Raw genomic sequence first — 17,873 nt, 5'->3', positions numbered from 1 at the left:
TACGGATGGCGAATCATGACCAAGCCCGATGATCGATCCACGCAACGCGGCCTCCAGCGGCTGGACCGCGCCTCGATCCTGCTCGATGCGAAGCGCGAGCTCGCGATGCCGTCGCGGCGTCTGTTCGGCAAGCAGTTGCTGACGCTCGGCGGTTTGTCGATGCTGACCGGCTGCTCGCTGACCGACGACGCCTCGGTCAACCGCTTCCTCACCGCCGTCTCGCGCCTGAACGACCGCGCGCAGGCCGCGCTGTTCGATCCGCGGCAACTCGCGCCGACCTACACCGAGGCGCAGATCACGCGGCCGTTTCCGTTCAACGCGTTCTACGGCATCGACGACGTGCCGCACGTGGACGGCGCCGACTACCGCCTCAAGGTGAGCGGCCTCGTCACCGGCCAGCGCGTCTGGACCCTGCCCGAGCTGTATGCGTTGCCGCATGCCGAGCAGATCACGCGGCATATCTGCGTGGAAGGATGGAGCGCGATCGGCCGCTGGGGCGGCACGCCGTTCGGCGATTTTCTGCGGCGCATCGGCGCGGATACGAGCGCGAAATACGTCGGCTTCAAATGCGCGGACGACTACTACGAAAGCATCGACATGGCGACCGCGCTGCATCCGCAAACGCTGCTGACGTTCTCGTACGACGGCGAGCAACTGCCTGCGAAGTACGGCTACCCGATGAAGCTGCGCATGCCGACCAAGCTCGGCTACAAGAATCCGAAACACATCGTCGAGATGTTCGTCACCAACACCTACCCTGGCGGCTACTGGGTCGACCAGGGCTACAACTGGTTCGGAGGCTCCTGACGCACGCGTCGGCGGCTTCGGAAATACGCCGGCCCGCGCCGGTTTCGCTTGATTTACCCCCACCCACTGACAAACGGAGTTATCCCATGAAAAAGTTCGTAATCGCAACGATCACGCTCGCCATGCTGGCTGGCAGCGGCGCCGCCTTCGCTCAGGCGAGCGGGGCGATGTCCCACGATTCGATGTCGAAGGACGCGATGTCGAAAGATTCGATGTCCAAAGACAGCATGTCGAAGGACAGCATGAAAAAAGACGCCATGAAACACGACGCAATGAAGAAGGATGGCGGTGCGATGGGCATGAAGCACGAGGCGTCGGGCGCGATGGCCAACTGAGGTCCCGGGCGCGCCTGACCCGTGCTGGCGGTCCCGGCGCGGCAGGCAAAAAAGCCGGTAAAAAGCAGCCAAAAAAGCAGCAAGAAAGCCGGGTTGATGCGCCCGGCTTTTTTCTGTTGTAACGATGCCAAAAAGTTACGATTCTCCCGAGCGATGCAGTGTGCGCTTACTGCATAATGCGGTGCGCGCCGCATTCGGCGCGTGCCGGCCGCGGCGCTTGCAGCGTCGCCGCGGATCGCGGCCCCATTGGGCACATTGGCGCTATCGGCCCACGGGCCGCGAGGGCCATCCGCATCGCTTTTTCGCTCCATCGACATGTCCGCCAGCTTCGCCCGTCAGACCGCATCGCCGATGCGGCGTCCGCCGTCCCGCACGAGGGAGGGCAGCGCAGGCGCGAGGCTTTTCCCGTGGATACGCTCGACGATGCAGGCGGGCTGAACGCATGTCGTCGCCCCGTTCCGTTTTTTCTCCGCGTCACTGGCCGATCCGTGCGCCGCGCTCGCACAATGGCCAGATCGCGCTCGCACTCGCCGTCGTCTATCTCGTGTGGGGCTCGACCTACCTCGCCGTGCACGTCTCGCTCGGCTCGTTTCCGCCGCTCCTGCTCTCCGGCTTGCGCAACCTGTTCGCCGGCCTCGGCCTGTTCGTGCTCGCGGTGCGCCGCAAGCCGATTCCGCCGAGCTTCGCTGAAATCCGCAACGCCGGGCTCGTCGGCACGATGCTCGTCGGTTTGTCGAGCGGCATGCTCGCCTACGGGATGCGCACCGTCGGCACCGGCACCGCGGCTGTGATGGTCGCCACCGTGCCGCTCTTCGCGAGCGTGATCGCGGCGCTCGCGGGCCGCAAGATCGGCCGCGGCGAATGGTTCGCGGTTGCGCTCGGGCTCGTCGGCATTGCGATTCTGAGCCACGGCGACACCACGCCTGGTTCGGCCGGCGGCAGTCTCGCGATTCTGTGCGGCGCACTGTTCTGGGCCGGCGGCGCGCATCTGGCCGGGCAACTGAAGCTGCCCTCGGACCTGTTTCTCTCGACCGCGCTGCAGATCGGCCTCGGCGGCGCGGTTTCGACGCTGGTCGCGTGGATCTCGGGCGAGCGCATGCTCGAACTGCATGTGCTGCCGCTGCTCGCGTTTCTCTATCTGATGCTGATCGGCACGATGGCCGCGTACGTCGCGTACGGTTTCCTGATTCGCCATACGAGCCCGATCATCGCAAGCAGCTGCATGTACGTGAATCCGGTCGTGGCGGTCGCGCTCGGTGCGTTGCTGCTTGGCGAGCCGGTCACGCGCTACACGGTGGTCGCGACGATCGTGATTCTCGTGAGCGTCGGCTTGTCGTTCTGGTTCGATTACCGGAAGAAGGGGCGCGCGTGAGGTGTGGGACGGGATTCACGTTCACGCGAGCGTGCTTGACGTAAATTCCGTGCAATGCGCCGCGCATGTCTTTGCGTGTGGCGTGCGTTGCGGGTGGGGAGCATAGGGCGGTGGAGCACGGTGGTGGGGTACGACCGCGGGGGATGACCGCGGGTCTGACCGTAGAGTCAGCGGTGGCGCACAGCACACCCGATCGCCATACGCCCCTCGGCCTTCGAGTTGCCTCACCACCCTCAAAGCCGCGCCGCCAGTTCCGCACCCTCGCGGATCGCGCGTTTCGCATCGAGCTCGGTCGCGAGCTTCGCGCCGCCAATCACGTGATAACGCGGCCTACCGTCGCTCGTGCCGCCGGGCGTCGACGGCAGCAACTCGCGCAACGATTCCTGCCCCGCGCACACGACAATCGTCTCGACCTCGAGCCACTCGTCGGCACCCGCGCGCGCGATCTTCAGACCGCGCGCGCCGATCTCGCGATACTCGACGCCGTCGAGCATCTGCACGCCGTTTCTGGCGAGCGTCGCGCGATGCACCCAGCCCGAGGTCTTGCCGAGTCCTGCGCCGAGCTTGCCGGCCTTGCGCTGTAGCAGCCAGATCTGCCGCGCCGGTTGTGGCGCGGACGGCGGCTTGAGCCCGCCGCGCTCGCGCACCGCGAGATCGACGCCCCATTCGTCGAGCCACGCATCGCGCGGTATCGGCAAGGGCTCGCCCGCGCGATGCAGCAGGAATTCGCTGACGTCGAAGCCGATGCCGCCCGCGCCGATCACCGCGACGCGCGCGCCGACCGGCGCCCCGCGCAGCACGTCCACGTAGGACAGCACATTGGGCCCGTCGATGCCGGCGATCGACGGCCGCCGCGGCACGATGCCGGTCGCGACGACCACGTCGTCGTAAGCGCCGGCGGCGAGCAGCGCGGCATCGGCGCGCGTGCCGAGCCGCACGTCGACGCGATGCCGCTGCAACTGGCTCTGGAAATAGCGGATCGTCTCGCTGAACTCTTCCTTGCCCGGCACGCGCATCGCGAGGTTGAACTGGCCGCCGAGCCTGTCGCTCGCTTCGAACAGCGTCACGCGATGGCCGCGCGAAGCCGCCACCGTCGCCGCCGACAAACCGGCCGGCCCCGCGCCGACCACCGCGATCGAACGCGCGGTCTGCGGACTTGCGAGCGGCCGGTAGAGCAGTTCGGTTTCGCGTCCCGCGCGCGGATTCACGAGACAGCTCGCGCGCTGATTCCTGAACGTGTGATCGAGGCAGGCCTGATTGCAGGCGATGCAGACATTGATTTCGTGCGCGCGGTTTTCGGCAGTCTTCAGCACGAACTCGGGGTCGGCGAGCAGCGGCCGCGCCATCGACACCAGATCGGCCGAGCCGTCGGCCAGCAGCGTCTCGGCGACCTCGGGCGTATTGATGCGGTTCGACGCGATCACCGGCACGTTGACGGCGGCCTTCAGGCGCGCGGAGAGCGAGGCGAAGGCCGCGCGCGGCACCGAGGTCACGATGGTCGGCACGCGTGCCTCGTGCCAGCCGATACCGGTATTGAAGATCGTCACGCCGGCCGCTTCGAGCGCCCGCGCGACCTGCACGGTTTCGTCCCACGTATTGCCGCCTTCGACGAGATCGATCAGCGACAGCCGGTACACGACGATAAAGCGCTCGCCGCACACCGCGCGCACGCGTTCGACGATCTCGCGCGCGAGCCGTATGCGGTTCTCGATGCTACCGCCGTACCGGTCGGTACGCCGGTTCGTGCGCGGGCAGAGGAACTGGTTCAGCAGATAGCCTTCGCTGCCCATGATCTCGATGCCGTCGTAGCCCGCGCGTTGCGCGAGCCGTGCGCAGCGCGCGTAATCGCGCACGGTCTTCGCGATGCCGGCGAGGCTGAGCGCGCGCGGCTTGAACTTCGAGATCGGCGACTTCAGCGCGGACGCCGAGACCACGAACGGCTGGTAGCCATAGCGGCCCGCGTGCAGGATCTGCAGCGCGATCTTGCCGCCCTCGGCATGCACGGCCTCGGTCACGAGCCGATGATTGCGCAGATCGAATACCGAGTTGAGCGTGCTGCCGAACGGCAGCAGCCAGCCCTCGCGATTCGGCGAAATGCCGCCCGTGATGATGAGCCCGACGCCGCCTTTGGCGCGCTCGCGGAAATACGCGGCGAGTTGCGGGTAATGCCAGAAGCGGTCTTCCATGCCGGTATGCATCGAACCCATCACGACGCGATTGCGCAGGCGCGTGAAGCCCAGGTCGAGTTCGGCGAGCAGGTGGGGGTAAGACATGCGGGGGACCGTGTAAGTAGGGGAGCCGCTCGCACGATACACCGCGCGCCGGGCCAGGCCGCCGAGGAAAAATTCTAAATTCCGCGAGGCATGAAAAAGCCCGCCGCGGTTTCCCGCGGCGGGCTCATCCTGACCCTGCCCGAACCTCCATTTATGGGTTCTTTTACTTGTTCTGTTCCGCGGAGTTCGTAATGGCGTTGCCGCCCTTCGAAATGTCTTCGCCGGCGCCCGCCACCGTGTTGCAACCGCTGGCAAGCATCGCCGTTCCGGCAAGCACAAGCAAAGCGATCAGTCGAGTCATGAAAGTTCTCCTTGTCGAGAATGCATCGGTTGATGTCGGCCGACCGGCGCCATGCCGGTCGAACAGGTTTCGATCCGGTCCCGAATCAGTCTCGAACCGGCCTCGCACCAGCCATGACTGCATGGTAAGAAAAGGGCGGAGCGCGCGCTGTCGGTCGCGCGGCGATTTTGTTGTAGGCGGGCTCCGGTGTTTGCGTCGGCGTCGTCCTACAGCGGGGCACGCCTCATGCCGCAGGGCCTTGCCCGACGAGGCCTGGCGACGTGGGCGGCGCGGCGGCCGGCGTGGCTGGGGTGGCCGACCCGAGCGCGGCCACTGCCGCCGATTGCGGCAGATCGACCGACGGCGTCGCCGTGCTGACGCTCGGCATGACCACGTCGATCTCGGTGCCGCCCGGCGTGCCGCGCCGGATGTCGAAGCGTCCGCCATGCGCGGCGACGCGCTGCCGCATGCCGAGCAGGCCGTGCGTATGCGTGCGTGTCAGGTCGGCCGGCATGATGCCCACGCCGTTGTCGCCGATATGCAGCGCGACCTGGCCGTCGTCGACCCGCAAGGCGATCGATACCTTCGAGGCCCGCGCGTACTTCGCCGCATTCGTCAGCGACTCCTGCGCGACGCGAAAGAGCGCGATCTCGGTCTGCTCGTCGAGCTGGACGTCGTCGGCGGGCAGGTGCAGGTCGAGCGTCCAGTTGTTGCGCTGCGCGGCTTCGTCGGCGAGCGTGCGCAGCGCCGTGACGAGCCCGAAATTGGCGAGCACCGTGGGCCGCATGTCCTCGATGATGCGCCGCTTCAGTGCGATGCCCTGGTCGAGATTGGCGAGCGCGCGCCTGAGCTTGTCGGCGAGATCGGGTTCGCTGTCTTCGAGCTTGCGGCGCGCCCATGCGACGTCCATCCGGCACGCGGTCAGAATCGCACCGAGTTCGTCGTGCAGTTCGCGCGCGAGCTGCGTCTTTTCGTTTTCGCTGACCGCCTGCAGGTGCCAGCCGAGCGCTTCGAGCTGACGCGTGCGCTCGTTGACGAGCTGGTCGAGTTCTTCCTGCTGCGTAATCAGTTGACGCTGCGCGCGCGTCTGCCGGTCGATCTGGATGCCGAGATCGCGAAACAGCAGGATGAACAGCACGATGTTCAGCGCCGAGAGACCCGCCGCGCACAGCGTCGAGAGCCGCTGATCGGCGCGGCTCGCGGCGAGCGCATGCTGCGCGCGGCGCTCCTCGTCGTCGCGCAGCAGCGCGAGCGTGCTGTCGATTAGCGACGCGCCGGCGGGATTCAGCCTGGCTGCCGGCCCGCAGGCGCCAAGATCGAGCCGATGCGGCGCCGCCTGTTGCAGCGCAGTTGCGCCCGCACCGATGCGCGCATCGATCAGCGCGACGATCTGCGTGAAACTCGCAAGCTCGGCGCTGTCGGCGCGGCTGTCGCGATAGAAGCGCTCCAGTTGCCGCGTGTTCTCGCGGATGCGCGCGGCGCTCGCGCAAAAGGCCTCGGCGGAAGCCATGTCCTGCGTCAGCAGAAAATGATTCTGCTGCGCGGCGAGCCGCGACAGTTCGCTCGCGAGCGTGCTGAGCCGCACGGTGACGTCGCGTGCTTCGAGCGCGGTTTCGTACTCGGCCGCGATGCGCTGGCGTGCGGTTTCGAGAATCACGAGACCGCCCACCGTGATGACGATCGCGACCGTCATCGCGATGGCCCAACTGCGCTTGCGCATCCAGTCGGCGAGCCGCGCCGTGACGCGAGGGCGGCTCAGTTCCGGCGCGTTCTGTGCGTTCTGCACGTTCGACACATTCGGCTCCTCGGATCGGGATCGGCTTCAACAGCGACTTCGATATCGGCCTCGATATCGCACTCGCCCGGCGGCGCAGCGCGGCTCGCGTAACGCGGACGTAAGCCGATGTAAGCGGATTCTCACACGAAAAACGGCGAGCGTCGGAGTGCGCCTGCGCGCACCGCCCGATACGATGGACCCGACCATTCGCTCAACGTTTCGTTTCAGGAGGGAGCCATCATGTTGAAGTGGGCGCTGTTCTTTGCCGTCGTGGCCGTGATCGCCGGTCTTCTCGGATTTACCGGTATCGCGGCCGGCGCGGCGGCCATCGCGAAGTTCCTGTTCTTCGTGTTCGTCGTGCTGTGCGTGGTGTTCCTCGTGCTCGGCTTCGTGATAACGAAAAAGATAGTCGACTAGCGCGGCGGGCGAGCGATTTGCTTCGCAGACCCAACGTCGATACAAGGGAGAACCGTCATGCTTCACTATGCCATCGTCTTCTTCGTGATTGCGATCATCGCCGCAGTGTTCGGCTTTACCGGCATCGCGGCGGGTGCGGCCGAGATCGCGAAGATTCTGTTCTACATCTTTCTGGTCGTATTCGTGGTCACTTTGCTGCTCGGCGTGTTCCGAACGTAGCCGAAGCGGGCGCGGTTCGTGCTCAATTCGTACGTGACGTGCCATTTCCCCACAACAGTCCAAGGAGAAATTCGATGACGAAACAATCCGCCGCCCAGAGCGGGGCTGCCCAGTCCGACGGTCCGTTCGTGATGGACCTGCAGAAGATTCGCGACGACGCGCGCAAGCACATCTCCGACGGTCCGGTTACCGCGACCTACGGTGCCGATCGCAAGATCGTGCTCAAGCTGCTCAACGATGCGCTCGCGACCGAAATCGTTTGCACGCTGCGCTACAAGCGCCATCATTTCATGGCCAAGGGCATCAATTCGGAAGCGGTGGCGGTCGAGTTCGCCGAGCATGCGGCCGAGGAGCAGGAACACGCGGACCGTATCGCCGAGCGTATCGTGCAGCTCGGCGGCGAACCCGATTTCGCGCCGGACGGTCTGAAGAAGCGCGCGCATTCGGAGTACAAGGAGGGCGCGAGCCTGACCGACATGATTCGCGAGAACCTGGTTGCCGAGCGCATCGCGATCGATACGTATCGCGAGACCGTGCGCTATCTCGGCGAGAAGGACGTGACCACGCGCCGTCTGCTGGAGGAAATCCTCGCGGTCGAGGAAGAGCATGCCGACGATATGGCCGATCTGCTCGAGGGACGCGACTAGCGGATAGTGTGGATGGGCAGCTTCGATGGCTGCAACAAGGGCGCGCGGGTGGGCCGGGTCGCGTGAGTTAGCATGAATTCGCGCGATCCGGCGCGAGGGATGCAAGGCGGTGAGGTGCATGAACCCGTCCGTGTATTTCGGCCAGGCCACGTGCCTGGTCATTACAATGTCCGTTTCGGAGCGATCTCCTTTGCACGGACACCCAACCGATGATTCGAGTGCTGATAGCTGACGATCATGCGATCGTCCGAGGCGGTTTCAGACAGTTCGTCGCCGACGAGCCGGATATGTGCGTGGCCGCCGAGGCCGCCACCGGCGAGGAAGCCATCAATCTCGTGCGCGAGCAGGCATTCGACGTGGTGCTGCTCGACATCGCGATGCCCGACAAGAACGGCATCGACACCTTGCGCGTGATCCGGCAGGTGCGCCCCGAGCAGGGCGTGCTGATTCTTTCCGGCTATCCCGAGAGCCAGTATGCGATCAATCTGCTGCGCGCCGGCGCGAACGGTTATCTGAACAAGGACTGCGAGCCCGAGGAAATCGTGCGGGCAATCCGCTCGGTCGCACGCGGACATCGTTACCTGTCCGAAGCGGTTGCCGATACGCTCGCCGACAATCTCGACAAGCCCGCCGCGGGGCGGCCGCACGAAGCGCTGTCGGAGCGCGAATTCCAGATCTTCTGCAAGCTCGCGGCCGGACGCTTGCCGACCGAGATCGCCGAGGAATTGCATCTGTCCGTGAAAACCGTGAGCACGTATCGCGCGCGCGTGCTGGAGAAGATGCGGCTCGCGACCAACGCGGACCTCACGTATTACGCGATCAAGAACGGTTTGATCGAATGAGGGACGATCGAGACATGCCGATGAACCGCGAACCGAAGTCCGCTGCCGAGCCCGCCCGCCGCGCGCCGCTGCGCGTGCTGCTGATCGAGGATTCGCCGCTGATCCGTCGCAGCCTCGTGGAGGCGATCGATTCGTCCGGTCTGCTGCGGGTGGCCGCTTACGCCGATGCTGCCGATCAGGCGATCGCGCTGCTCGGCGACGAAACCTTCGACGCGGTGATTATCGATCTGCAACTGAAGCAGGGCTCGGGCGTGCCGGTGCTCGCATACTTGCAGCGCGAGGGGCTGATCGATGCGATGTTCGCCGCGGTGCTGACCAATCACGCGCTGCCTGCGTATCGCGCGCGCTGCGAGCAGTACGGCGTGCGCCACTTTTACGACAAATCGTTCGAGTTCGACCGCGTGCTCGATGCGTTGCAGGAGTATGCGTTGGGGCGCGGCGATCCGCGCACGGCCGGACGATGAGCGATGGAACCCCGGCAAAACCTGACGAACCGAATGGGCCTCCATGTTCGAGCAATACCTGAAGCGCTGGAATCTGACGATCGATGGCGATCCGTTTACCTCGCGCAGCGGCAACCTGCTCCCGGTCCGTCAATACGGGGTGGCCGCCATCCTCAAGCTGTCGTCCGAGGCCGAGGAACGGGCGGGCAGCCGCCTGATGGTGTGGTGGGGCGGCGAGGGCGCGGCGCCGGTGCTGGCTCACGACGGTGAAGCCTTGCTGATGGCGCGTGCGCAAGGTTCCGCTTCGCTCGTGCAAATGGTCGAACAGGGCCGCGATGACGACGCCACGCGCATCTTATGCGCAACGGTCTCGCAGTTGCATCGGCCGCGCGCCGCGCCGCTTCACACGCCGCTTCCCGCGCTGGTTCCGTTGACGCAATGGTTCGATGCGCTGTTGTGCGCGGGCCCCGCGCATGGTGGGATTGTCGGGCTCTGCGCCCAGACCGCGCGCGAACTGCTGGCGGCACCGCGCGACGTCACGGTTCTGCACGGCGATATTCACCACGGCAATGTGCTCGACTTCGGACCGTCCGGCTGGCTCGCGATCGATCCCAAAGGTTTGTACGGCGAGCGCGCGTTCGACTATGCCAACCTCTTCTGCAACCCCGACGGCGAGAGCGCATTGGCACCGGGCATCTTCCGGCGCCGTATCGAGTTGGTTGCCGATGTCGCCGGTATCGAGCCGCGGCGACTTCTGCAGTGGGTGCTTGCGTGGACGGGTTTATCGACGGTCTGGATGCTCGAAGACGGCGAAGATGGCGACGATGCAGGCAGCAGACTCGAAATAGGCAAGCTCGCGGCAGCCGCGCTCGGCATCGTCGAGTGAATCTTCAGATATAAACGAGTGTGCATTTCACGGAGCCAATGCCATGCAACTGCTGGATCACGTGTCGATTGGCGTGCCGGATCTTCAGACGGCGCGACCCTTTTACGATGCCGTCATGGCCGCTCTGGGGGCGCGCAAGGTTTATGACGAGCCCACTGCGCTCGGTTACGGCGAGCGCTGCAGCGGGGACGACACGGTATCAACCTGTCTGGCGATATATCTGGACCCCGGCGAAATAACGCCGAACAAACGCCATTGGTGTTTCAAGGCGCCGTCCCGCGAGCATGTGGACGCGTTTTACCAGGCCGGACTGTCGGCGGGCGGACGGTCTGACGGAGAGCCGGGACTAAGGCCTCACTACCATCGGGATTACTACGCGGCGTTTCTCGTCGACCCCGCTGGCAACCGCGTCGAGGCCGTGTGTCATGCGGCTCCGTCAGCGAGTCGAGTCCCGTGACAGGCCGAGTCCTGTTGTCACCATCCCCGCTTCATCGCTTCATCGAGCATCCCAAGCGTGAGCGCGCGGCCGCCGAGTGATTCGCGTGCCCTCGCGCTAAACAGGGATTTCAATGTCGTTGCCGCGACGTCGCGTTTGCGCATGGCTGCGGATGGAACGTAGCAGGCCACGTTGAAATCCCGCAGATCGACACGGAACCGTTCGGACCACGCGCGCATCGTCTCTACGATCTTCGCGGGTTCCCAATCGAGATCGTGATAGAGGTCCATGTCGCGGGTCAGCTTTTCGTCGAGAGGCAACGCAGCGGGTGTCCACATTTCCCGTATGAATTGATCGAGATCGAGCCACGCATCGCTCATTACAGGCGATCTTCCTGCCAATGGCTCATCAGCCTTGCGCGCAGCCCGCAATCAATGCCCGGCCCGCGCCGGCAAACTCAAATGATTCCACGCGGCCAGCGCCGCGAACACGAGGCCCGCGATACTCACGCCGATCCAGCCGAACATGGGCCAGACGATCGCGCTGACGCCCGAGCCGAGCGTGCCGCCGATGAAATACGCGACCATGTACACGGTATTCACGCGGCTGCGCGCTTCGGGCTTCAGCGCGTAGATGCGCGACTGATTCGAAATCTGCGCAGCCTGCACGCCGACGTCGAGAATGATCACGCCGATCACGAGCCCGACGAGGCTCTTCGCCGATGCGCCGAACACGACGAACGCAATCGCGACGAGCACGATCGACAGCGTGACGACCGCGCGCGGTCCGCGCCGGTCGGAGAACTTGCCGGCGAGCGGCGCGGCCATCGCGCCGGCCGCGCCGACGATGCCGAACAGTCCCGCCGCCTGCGGTCCGAGATGAAACGGCGCGCCCGCGAGCAGCAAGGCGAGCACCGACCAGAAGATGCTGAACGCGCCGAACATCGCCGCGCCGGTCAGCGAGGCTTCGCGCAGCGCGCGATGTCCGGTCACGAGATGCCACATCGACACGAGTAGCTTGCCGTACGGCAGCGTCGAGGTCGGCTGGCTCTTCGGCAAACGCAGGACGATCACGACCGCGAGCACCAGCAGCGCGACGACCGACATGCCGAACACCGCGCGCCAGCCGAAGTATTCGCCGACGATGCCCGCCGCAGTCCGCGCGAGCAGAATGCCGAGCAGCAGGCCGCTCATCACCGTGCCGACCGCCTGGCCGCGCTCGGCCGGCGGCGCGAGTTCGGCTGCGAACGGCACGGCCTGCTGTGCGATCGTCGCGAGCACGCCGATCGCGAGACTCGCGACGATCAGCACGGAGAGCGTCTGCGCGGTTGCCGCGACGACGAGCGCGATGCACATCGCGGCGATCTGCAGCAGGATCAGCAGACGCCGGTCGAAGCGGTCGCCGAGCGGCGCGAGCAGCAGCATGCCGGCCGCGTAGCCGAGCTGCGTGACGGCCGGCACCGCGCCGACCCACGAGGCGCCGCCCGGAAACGACTGGCGCAGGTTGTCGAGCAGCGGCTGGTTGTAATAGATGTTGGCGACCGAAATGCCGGCGATCGTCGCGAGCAGCAGCAACAGGCCGCGCAGCGAGCGGGCGGAGGCGGGAGCGGAGGTGGAGGCGTCGGGAGTGGACATGACTCAGGCAGGAGCAACGGACCGGCCCATGCGCGGTCCTCGAGCGTGCCGATCATACCGGAGCGAGGCGGATCGTGCTGACGGGCGGCCCACGGTCCTGGGCGAGACACGGGCCGCGCGGACACGAGCGGGCCACGGCGCGCCGGAGCCGGGGGCGCTAAAGCCGGGGCGCGAGGCTGGCGTGCGATCCCGCTGCGGGTCGTTGCGGACTGTTTCGGACGTCGCTCCGATGACGCTTCCATGACGCGCGGCAAGGGCTCGATTGTCGTGCGCTCGCGTCGGCGCATCGGGATGACGTATCGATTTGAAGCGTCGATTTGAAGCATCGGGACCCGGCATCGAAAGGACGCATCGAAGCGACGCATCGAATCCCGGTGCATCAGAGCGCCGACCTCGGTCGCTCGACTCGCCGCCGTCGTCGTCGAACATCATCAAACGTCATCAAACGTCATCAAACGGATAAGGCCCGTCGGCGGCCTCGACATACGCATGATGCGTCACGATGCCGGTCGCCGGATCGTAGCGATGCAGCGCATAGGCGGGCGGCTCCATCACGAACATCGACGGTGCATCCTCGCGCAGATCGAGCGCGACCTGGTGCGCGGGCGCCGGAATCGCACACGCGATCGTGCCGCCGAAGCGCACGTACATCGGCCGATGCACGTGTCCGCAGATCACGCGCTCGACGTTCGGATGACGCGCGATCAACGCGGCGAGCTTGTCCGATGCCGCCGGATCGAGCCGCATCTCGTCCATGTGCTCGATACCGCAGGCGAACGGCGGATGATGCAGCGCGACCACGACCGGTTTGCCGCTTGCCGCGTCGAGCTGCTGCGCGAGCCACGCGAGCCGCGTATCGCACAGCATGCCGCCGCTTGCGCCCGGCACCAGCGAATCGAGCGCGATCACGCGCAGCGGGCCGACGTCGAGCGCGTACTGCACGAACTCGCCGCCGCCGTGCAGTTCCGCGCGCTCGGGAAACGCCGCGCGCAACGCGCCGCGTTCGTCGTGATTGCCGACTAGCAGGAAGTAGGGGATGTCGAGCGGCGCGAGCAGCGTCTTCAGGTGTTCGTACTGTTGCGGGTCGCCCTGATCGACGAGATCGCCGGTCATGATGACCGCGTCGGGACGCGGCACGAGCGCATTGAGCGCGGCGACGCAGCGCGCGAGATACGGCGCGGTATCGATGCGGCGGTAGGCGAGCTCGCCGGGCCGCTTGATGTGCAGGTCGCTGATTTGAGCCAGTAGCATGGGGAATCCTCGGTGTGGCGCGCCGGAAGCCGGCGCCGCTTCCATTACGATAATGCAATCGGCGCGTGCGGTTCGATCGAGACTTGCGGCAGGTGTCGTCGTTGCGGCCGATGTACGGACCCCGCCGGCGCGAGTGCTGCTGCCGCGTTGAAATCGACTTCGCACTATCGGGAGCGTTTGTGACCGGCGGATGAAGCCGGAAAGCCGGATGGGGCGGCGGGTTTGTCGTGAGAATACGGCTGGATTGCCGGCGGATTGCAGGTGGATTGGCGAGCGGCTACAGTTCGCCCGCTGCGCTTTTTGGCGTGCCCGTCACGCAATGGTAGAATTCGCGACCGCGCGTGGTCGCGACCCCTGCCGGGGTGATGAAATTGGTAAACATAGCGGACTTAAAATCCGCCGCCTCACGGCTTGTCGGTTCGAGTCCGATCCCCGGCACCACAATACCAGCAAGGGTTTCGCCGATTCGACCCGCGCAAGCCCTGTCTCATTGGTATGGGTTTTCTGCCCTGAACCGGATTTTCCGGTCTCTTTCTCTCTTGCCCGATCTTTCCCGTCGCCGCTGCCAATTTTTTGTGCGCGTGATATTGAACGGACGTCACCGCGTTCGGCGACGAAGCAGTGCAGCCTATGGACGATTGTGTCGATCCGCCAGTCGCTAGTTTCTACCGCCATGTTTCCGCTTGACGCGCCCCAGACACGCTAGCTCTCCGCCCGTTCGGCCGGATGCGCAGCGAGCCATGCCGATTCGGCATCGTCAAAGAGCCTCGATCGCGTGAGAAAGCGCAGACCCGTAGGACGCTCCAGCGAAAACATGCCGCCGTTGCCGGACACGCAATCGATGATGAGCTGCGTGTGCTGCCAGTACTCGAATTGCGATTCGCTCATGTAGAAGGGCACGCCCGCAAGGGTGCCGAGTTTCACGTCCGAGCCGCCCACCATGAACTCATTGGCTGGAAAGCACATGGGCGCACTGCCGTCGCAACAGCCGCCCGATTGATGAAACAGCACGGGACCGTGCTCGGCGACGAGTTGTTCGATCAGCGCGATCGCGGCGGGCGTTGCGACGACACGCGGCACTTCGTCGGCCATGGCGAGTACTCCCTGGCGATGGCGCCTCGCCGTGCATCATGCGGCGGCGAGGCCGGGACCGTCACTCAGAAGAATCCGAGCGGCTTGTCGCTATAGCTCACCAGCAGATTTTTCGTCTGCTGATAATGGTCGAGCATCATCTTATGGTTTTCACGTCCGATGCCCGACTGCTTGTAGCCGCCGAACGCAGCATGCGCGGGATAGACGTGATAGCAGTTGGTCCACACCCGGCCCGCCTGGATCGCGCGGCCGAAGCGATAGGCGCGCGTGCCGTCGCGTGTCCAGATGCCGGCGCCGAGGCCGTACAGCGTGTCGTTGGCGATATGCAGCGCTTCTTCCTCGGTCTTGAACGTCGTGACTGACACGACCGGCCCGAAGATCTCTTCCTGGAAGATCCGCATCTTGTTGTGGCCGCGGAACACCGTGGGCTTCACGTAGTAGCCGTTCTTCAATTCGCCTTCGAACGCGTTGCGCTCGCCGCCCGTCAGGCATTGCGCGCCTTCCTGCTTGCCGAGATCGAGATACGAGAGAATTTTCTCCAGTTGTTCCCGCGACGCCTGTGCGCCGATCATGGTCTTCGGATCGAGCGGATGTCCCTGCGCGATCGCGCCAACACGCTTGAGCGCGCGTTCCATGAAGCGGTCGTAGATTTTCTCGTCGATCAGCACGCGCGACGGACACGTACACACTTCTCCCTGATTGAGCGCGAACATCGTGAACCCTTCCAGCGCCTTGTCGAGGAAGCTGTCGTCGTGCTCCATCACGTCGGCGAAGAAGATGTTCGGGCTCTTGCCGCCGAGCTCCAGCGTCACGGGAATCAGGTTCTGGCTCGCATACTGCATGATGAGCCGGCCCGTGGTGGTTTCACCCGTGAAGGCCACCTTCGAGATGCGCTTGTTCGAAGCAAGCGGCTTGCCGGCTTCGAGACCAAAGCCGTTCACCACATTCACGACGCCGGGCGGCAGCAGATCCTGAATCAATTCGATCAGCACGAGGATCGAGGCCGGAGTCTGCTCGGCGGGCTTGAGCACGACGCAGTTGCCGGCCGCGAGCGCGGGGGCGAGCTTCCACGTCGCCATCAGGATCGGGAAATTCCACGGAATGATCTGGCCCACCACACCGAGCGGCTCGTGGAAGTGATAGGCAACCGTGTCGTCGTCGATCTGCGAAATGGCGCCTTCCTGGGCACGGACCGCGCTGGCGAAATAGCGGAAATGATCGATCGTGAGCGGAATGTCGGCCGCCATGCTTTCGCGCAATGGCTTGCCGTTGTCGATGGTCTCCGCCACGGCGAGCCGCGTGAGATTGGCCTCGATGCGCTCGGCGATCCGGTTCAGCAGATTCGCGCGGTCTGCCGCCGAGGTGCGGCCCCAGGCGTCCTTGGCCTTGTGCGCGGCGTCGAGCGCGAGTTCGACGTCGGCTTCGCGCGAACGGGGGATGGACGTGAAGGGCTCGCCCGTGATCGGGGAAATATTGTCGAAGTACTCGTTGCCGACGGGCTTGAGCCACTGCCCGCCGATGAAGTTCTCGTACTGCTTGCGGAAGGGATATTCGGTGGTGAGGTACTGCAGTTCTGCGTGGTTCATGGGTGTATTCCTCGCATGTCGACGGGACAGGTGTACCGCTCCGTTATATCCTGAGAAATATTACGCCTCTCCACCGTAAGGATTCGAAGTTTCGATTTTGCGACGCACAACGGAAGCGTCGCCGGACGGTGGCAAGGCTTGCCGTCAGCGGCGTCAGGGCCTCAATACGCGGGTTTCGATCCGGAGAAGGCGTTTGACGTGACGTGGCGCGGGCAGAAGATCCGCGCCCGAGAACAGGATGGGGGCGCCGTCATCGGGATCGAGCGGCACGCCGTCGCACTCGTACGCAACCACGACTTGCCGCCCCACCAGCGTGTTGAACAGTTCGTGCCACGAGAAGGTGACCGCGTAGCCATCGTGGCCGACAGCGATGAAGATCATGCGCTTGAAGTCGCCATCCGCGTCGCAGCGCAGTTCGGCCTGCCTGAGCAGATCGGTCAGCAGGACCCCGCGATACGGCGCAACGGTGCGGATAAAGCGGTTCGTGGTGTAGCAGCGCAGATCGAACGGAGCACAGGTCACGCCCGGATATTGCCGGAGATCATCGAGCGAGAGCGTCAGGGGGCGAACCACATTGCCGGTGAGGAAGAGCGTGCCCGTGGAAGAGGCGACATCGGCAGAGGCGTGGTCGGTTTGCGCAGCATTCATCTGGAACTCTCCGAGGCAGACCAGGCGAGCGAACTGCCCGCTATAACTGACCGTATATTACGCTGGGCTGCGCATCCTCGTCATTTTCGCGGGAGTATGGTGGTTATGCCGTGCCGTTTATGCATTGCGCCGTGCGCCGAACAGGGGCGCCGCGCATGTAGGGGAAGATCAAGGGGAGATCAGTCGCGGCGTATCGAAGTCATTGCGCAAGAGAGCATCAGCCCCGCCGTTTCGCTTGCCAGGGAAAAATCGGGTATCACGATTTCGCGGAAGTAGGCCTTGAGCGCGCTCAGGGCAATCCGGTCACGCGAGCAGATGGACGCGCTGATGGCATCGCCGCGCGAGGCAAGCGTGCCGGCCGGCACGACTTCCGCGACGAGGTCCCATTCGCGAGCGGTCTTTGCATCGATGGTGTCGGTCAGATAGATCATATGCGCCGCCGCTTTGGGGGGCACGCGATGTCGCAGCACCGACCACACCAAAGTGGGCGGCAGGTTCTTCTGCAGTTCGGGCAGACTGAAGCGAGCCTCTGCCGATGCGATGGCGAGATCGCAGGCCGCAACGAGCGCGCAACCGAAACCCTGAGCGTCTCCCTGCACCTCGGCCAGCACCGGAATCTCGCTTTCATGCAATGCGCGGTAGACGCCGAGGATCGGATCGGCAATCGCGCGGCGAAACTGCTCCGGACTCGCGACCGGTTGCGAGGGCGGATTCGCTGCTCGACCGCCGCAAAAACTGGCACCTGTCGCGCTGATCCGGATGAGTTTCACGGCGGGGTCGCGACCCGCGGCGCGAATCGAATCCGCTAGCGCACCCAATCCGTTCAGGCTCAGCGTATTGCCGCTGTCGGGCTGCGCAAACGCAATACGGCATTCGCTGCCGATTCTGGAGACGCTGAATTCGGTGATGAGATTCATCTGCTCACGCT

General features: G+C 64.9%; 20 protein-coding genes and 1 tRNA gene. 11 read left to right on the top strand and 10 right to left on the bottom strand.

The features are described from left to right. Positions 1-15 precede the first annotated feature (15 nt). The 3 genes from F3J19_RS17190 (at position 16) to F3J19_RS17180 (ending at position 2,514) form a co-directional block, all read left to right on the top strand. A complete protein-coding gene (locus tag F3J19_RS17190; protein WP_167043432.1) occupies positions 16-807 on the top strand; it encodes a molybdopterin-dependent oxidoreductase in 792 nt (263 codons plus the stop codon). A gap of 86 nt (positions 808-893) precedes the next feature. Further along, a complete protein-coding gene (locus F3J19_RS17185; RefSeq protein WP_167043430.1) occupies positions 894-1,142 on the top strand; it encodes a pentapeptide MXKDX repeat protein in 249 nt (82 codons plus the stop codon). A 442-nt stretch (positions 1,143-1,584) separates the two neighbouring features. Continuing rightward, positions 1,585-2,514 (top strand): EamA family transporter, encoded by a 930-nt coding sequence (locus F3J19_RS17180; RefSeq protein ID WP_167043428.1) that lies wholly within the window; start codon positions 1,585-1,587, stop codon positions 2,512-2,514. A gap of 233 nt (positions 2,515-2,747) precedes the next feature. On the opposite strand, the gene F3J19_RS17175 is transcribed toward F3J19_RS17180, so the two are convergent. The 3 genes from F3J19_RS17175 to F3J19_RS17165 all read right to left on the bottom strand — a co-directional run bounded on the left by F3J19_RS17175 (position 2,748) and on the right by F3J19_RS17165 (position 6,853). Then, on the bottom strand, positions 2,748-4,787 hold the full coding sequence (locus tag F3J19_RS17175) for an NADPH-dependent 2,4-dienoyl-CoA reductase (RefSeq protein WP_167043426.1): 2,040 nt from the start codon (positions 4,785-4,787) through the stop codon (positions 2,748-2,750). A 163-nt stretch (positions 4,788-4,950) separates the two neighbouring features. Next, entirely contained in the window at positions 4,951-5,088 is a 138-nt protein-coding gene (locus tag F3J19_RS17170; RefSeq protein ID WP_167043424.1) for an entericidin A/B family lipoprotein, read from the bottom strand. A gap of 223 nt (positions 5,089-5,311) precedes the next feature. Then, on the bottom strand, positions 5,312-6,853 hold the full coding sequence (locus F3J19_RS17165; RefSeq protein ID WP_345891046.1) for a sensor histidine kinase: 1,542 nt from the start codon (positions 6,851-6,853) through the stop codon (positions 5,312-5,314). Between the two features lie 231 nt (positions 6,854-7,084). Between F3J19_RS17165 and F3J19_RS17160 the strand changes: the two genes are divergently transcribed. From F3J19_RS17160 to F3J19_RS17130, 7 genes are all read left to right on the top strand, one after another. Next, positions 7,085-7,261, top strand: a complete 177-nt coding sequence (locus F3J19_RS17160; protein ID WP_167043422.1) for a DUF1328 family protein — start codon at positions 7,085-7,087, stop codon at positions 7,259-7,261. A 57-nt stretch (positions 7,262-7,318) separates the two neighbouring features. Further along, complete coding sequence (locus F3J19_RS17155; protein WP_006052455.1) at positions 7,319-7,480, top strand: DUF1328 family protein; 162 nt, start codon at positions 7,319-7,321, stop codon at positions 7,478-7,480. Between the two features lie 74 nt (positions 7,481-7,554). Then, positions 7,555-8,127: a ferritin-like domain-containing protein gene (locus tag F3J19_RS17150; RefSeq protein ID WP_167043420.1), complete on the top strand. Its 573-nt coding sequence runs from the start codon at positions 7,555-7,557 to the stop codon at positions 8,125-8,127. A gap of 209 nt (positions 8,128-8,336) precedes the next feature. Then, positions 8,337-8,969: a response regulator transcription factor gene (locus tag F3J19_RS17145; protein ID WP_167043418.1), complete on the top strand. Its 633-nt coding sequence runs from the start codon at positions 8,337-8,339 to the stop codon at positions 8,967-8,969. Positions 8,970-8,983: 14 nt separating this feature from the next. Continuing rightward, complete coding sequence (locus F3J19_RS17140; RefSeq protein ID WP_205192968.1) at positions 8,984-9,433, top strand: response regulator; 450 nt, start codon at positions 8,984-8,986, stop codon at positions 9,431-9,433. A gap of 43 nt (positions 9,434-9,476) precedes the next feature. Further along, positions 9,477-10,298 carry an aminoglycoside phosphotransferase family protein gene (locus tag F3J19_RS17135; RefSeq protein WP_167043414.1) on the top strand — a complete coding sequence of 274 codons (822 nt, stop codon included), beginning with the start codon at positions 9,477-9,479 and terminating at the stop codon, positions 10,296-10,298. Positions 10,299-10,341: 43 nt separating this feature from the next. Next, a complete protein-coding gene (locus F3J19_RS17130) occupies positions 10,342-10,755 on the top strand; it encodes a VOC family protein (RefSeq protein ID WP_167043412.1) in 414 nt (137 codons plus the stop codon). Positions 10,756-10,772: 17 nt separating this feature from the next. Here F3J19_RS17130 and F3J19_RS17125 read toward each other — a convergent pair whose 3' ends face one another. The 3 genes from F3J19_RS17125 to F3J19_RS17115 all read right to left on the bottom strand — a co-directional run bounded on the left by F3J19_RS17125 (position 10,773) and on the right by F3J19_RS17115 (position 13,619). Continuing rightward, positions 10,773-11,114: a DUF1493 family protein gene (locus F3J19_RS17125; RefSeq protein ID WP_167043410.1), complete on the bottom strand. Its 342-nt coding sequence runs from the start codon at positions 11,112-11,114 to the stop codon at positions 10,773-10,775. 51 nt (positions 11,115-11,165) lie between these two features. After that, on the bottom strand, positions 11,166-12,368 hold the full coding sequence (locus tag F3J19_RS17120; RefSeq protein WP_167043408.1) for an MFS transporter: 1,203 nt from the start codon (positions 12,366-12,368) through the stop codon (positions 11,166-11,168). Between the two features lie 441 nt (positions 12,369-12,809). Further along, entirely contained in the window at positions 12,810-13,619 is an 810-nt protein-coding gene (locus tag F3J19_RS17115; protein ID WP_167043406.1) for a phosphodiesterase, read from the bottom strand. A 356-nt stretch (positions 13,620-13,975) separates the two neighbouring features. Here F3J19_RS17115 and F3J19_RS17110 point away from each other — a divergent pair. Next, positions 13,976-14,060 (top strand) — tRNA-Leu (locus tag F3J19_RS17110). A gap of 261 nt (positions 14,061-14,321) precedes the next feature. On the opposite strand, the gene F3J19_RS17105 is transcribed toward F3J19_RS17110, so the two are convergent. The 4 genes from F3J19_RS17105 to F3J19_RS17090 form a co-directional block, all read right to left on the bottom strand. Then, complete coding sequence (locus F3J19_RS17105) at positions 14,322-14,711, bottom strand: DUF779 domain-containing protein (protein ID WP_167043404.1); 390 nt, start codon at positions 14,709-14,711, stop codon at positions 14,322-14,324. A gap of 65 nt (positions 14,712-14,776) precedes the next feature. Beyond that, a complete protein-coding gene (gene adh, locus F3J19_RS17100; protein ID WP_167043402.1) occupies positions 14,777-16,297 on the bottom strand; it encodes an aldehyde dehydrogenase in 1,521 nt (506 codons plus the stop codon). 153 nt (positions 16,298-16,450) lie between these two features. Then, positions 16,451-16,945, bottom strand: coding sequence for a molybdopterin-dependent oxidoreductase (locus tag F3J19_RS17095; RefSeq protein WP_167043400.1), 495 nt, complete (start codon positions 16,943-16,945; stop codon positions 16,451-16,453). Between the two features lie 179 nt (positions 16,946-17,124). Beyond that, a complete protein-coding gene (locus F3J19_RS17090) occupies positions 17,125-17,862 on the bottom strand; it encodes an enoyl-CoA hydratase/isomerase family protein (protein ID WP_167043398.1) in 738 nt (245 codons plus the stop codon). Between the last annotated feature and the right edge of the window lie 11 nt (positions 17,863-17,873).

Source organism: Burkholderia sp. Ax-1724, assembly GCF_011752995.1.
Lineage (GTDB): Bacteria > Pseudomonadota > Gammaproteobacteria > Burkholderiales > Burkholderiaceae > Paraburkholderia.
This window is presented reverse-complemented; position numbering and strand designations above follow the sequence as displayed.

Bases quoted from the DNA above. Each gene is read 5' to 3' on its own strand.
- F3J19_RS17135 (WP_167043414.1), top strand. From the start codon at position 9,477: ATGTTCGAGCAATACCTGAAGCGCTGGAATCTGACGATCGATGGCGAT.
- F3J19_RS17105 (WP_167043404.1), bottom strand. From the start codon at position 14,711: ATGGCCGACGAAGTGCCGCGTGTCGTCGCAACGCCCGCCGCGATCGCG.
- F3J19_RS17160 (WP_167043422.1), top strand. From the start codon at position 7,085: ATGTTGAAGTGGGCGCTGTTCTTTGCCGTCGTGGCCGTGATCGCCGGT.
- F3J19_RS17120 (WP_167043408.1), bottom strand. From the start codon at position 12,368: ATGTCCACTCCCGACGCCTCCACCTCCGCTCCCGCCTCCGCCCGCTCG.
- F3J19_RS17125 (WP_167043410.1), bottom strand. From the start codon at position 11,114: ATGAGCGATGCGTGGCTCGATCTCGATCAATTCATACGGGAAATGTGG.
- F3J19_RS17185 (WP_167043430.1), top strand. From the start codon at position 894: ATGAAAAAGTTCGTAATCGCAACGATCACGCTCGCCATGCTGGCTGGC.
- F3J19_RS17130 (WP_167043412.1), top strand. From the start codon at position 10,342: ATGCAACTGCTGGATCACGTGTCGATTGGCGTGCCGGATCTTCAGACG.
- F3J19_RS17095 (WP_167043400.1), bottom strand. From the start codon at position 16,945: ATGAATGCTGCGCAAACCGACCACGCCTCTGCCGATGTCGCCTCTTCC.
- F3J19_RS17150 (WP_167043420.1), top strand. From the start codon at position 7,555: ATGACGAAACAATCCGCCGCCCAGAGCGGGGCTGCCCAGTCCGACGGT.
- F3J19_RS17190 (WP_167043432.1), top strand. From the start codon at position 16: ATGACCAAGCCCGATGATCGATCCACGCAACGCGGCCTCCAGCGGCTG.
- F3J19_RS17090 (WP_167043398.1), bottom strand. From the start codon at position 17,862: ATGAATCTCATCACCGAATTCAGCGTCTCCAGAATCGGCAGCGAATGC.
- F3J19_RS17115 (WP_167043406.1), bottom strand. From the start codon at position 13,619: ATGCTACTGGCTCAAATCAGCGACCTGCACATCAAGCGGCCCGGCGAG.
- F3J19_RS17155 (WP_006052455.1), top strand. From the start codon at position 7,319: ATGCTTCACTATGCCATCGTCTTCTTCGTGATTGCGATCATCGCCGCA.
- F3J19_RS17145 (WP_167043418.1), top strand. From the start codon at position 8,337: ATGATTCGAGTGCTGATAGCTGACGATCATGCGATCGTCCGAGGCGGT.
- F3J19_RS17140 (WP_205192968.1), top strand. From the start codon at position 8,984: ATGCCGATGAACCGCGAACCGAAGTCCGCTGCCGAGCCCGCCCGCCGC.
- F3J19_RS17170 (WP_167043424.1), bottom strand. From the start codon at position 5,088: ATGACTCGACTGATCGCTTTGCTTGTGCTTGCCGGAACGGCGATGCTT.
- adh (WP_167043402.1), bottom strand. From the start codon at position 16,297: ATGAACCACGCAGAACTGCAGTACCTCACCACCGAATATCCCTTCCGC.
- F3J19_RS17175 (WP_167043426.1), bottom strand. From the start codon at position 4,787: ATGTCTTACCCCCACCTGCTCGCCGAACTCGACCTGGGCTTCACGCGC.
- F3J19_RS17180 (WP_167043428.1), top strand. From the start codon at position 1,585: ATGTCGTCGCCCCGTTCCGTTTTTTCTCCGCGTCACTGGCCGATCCGT.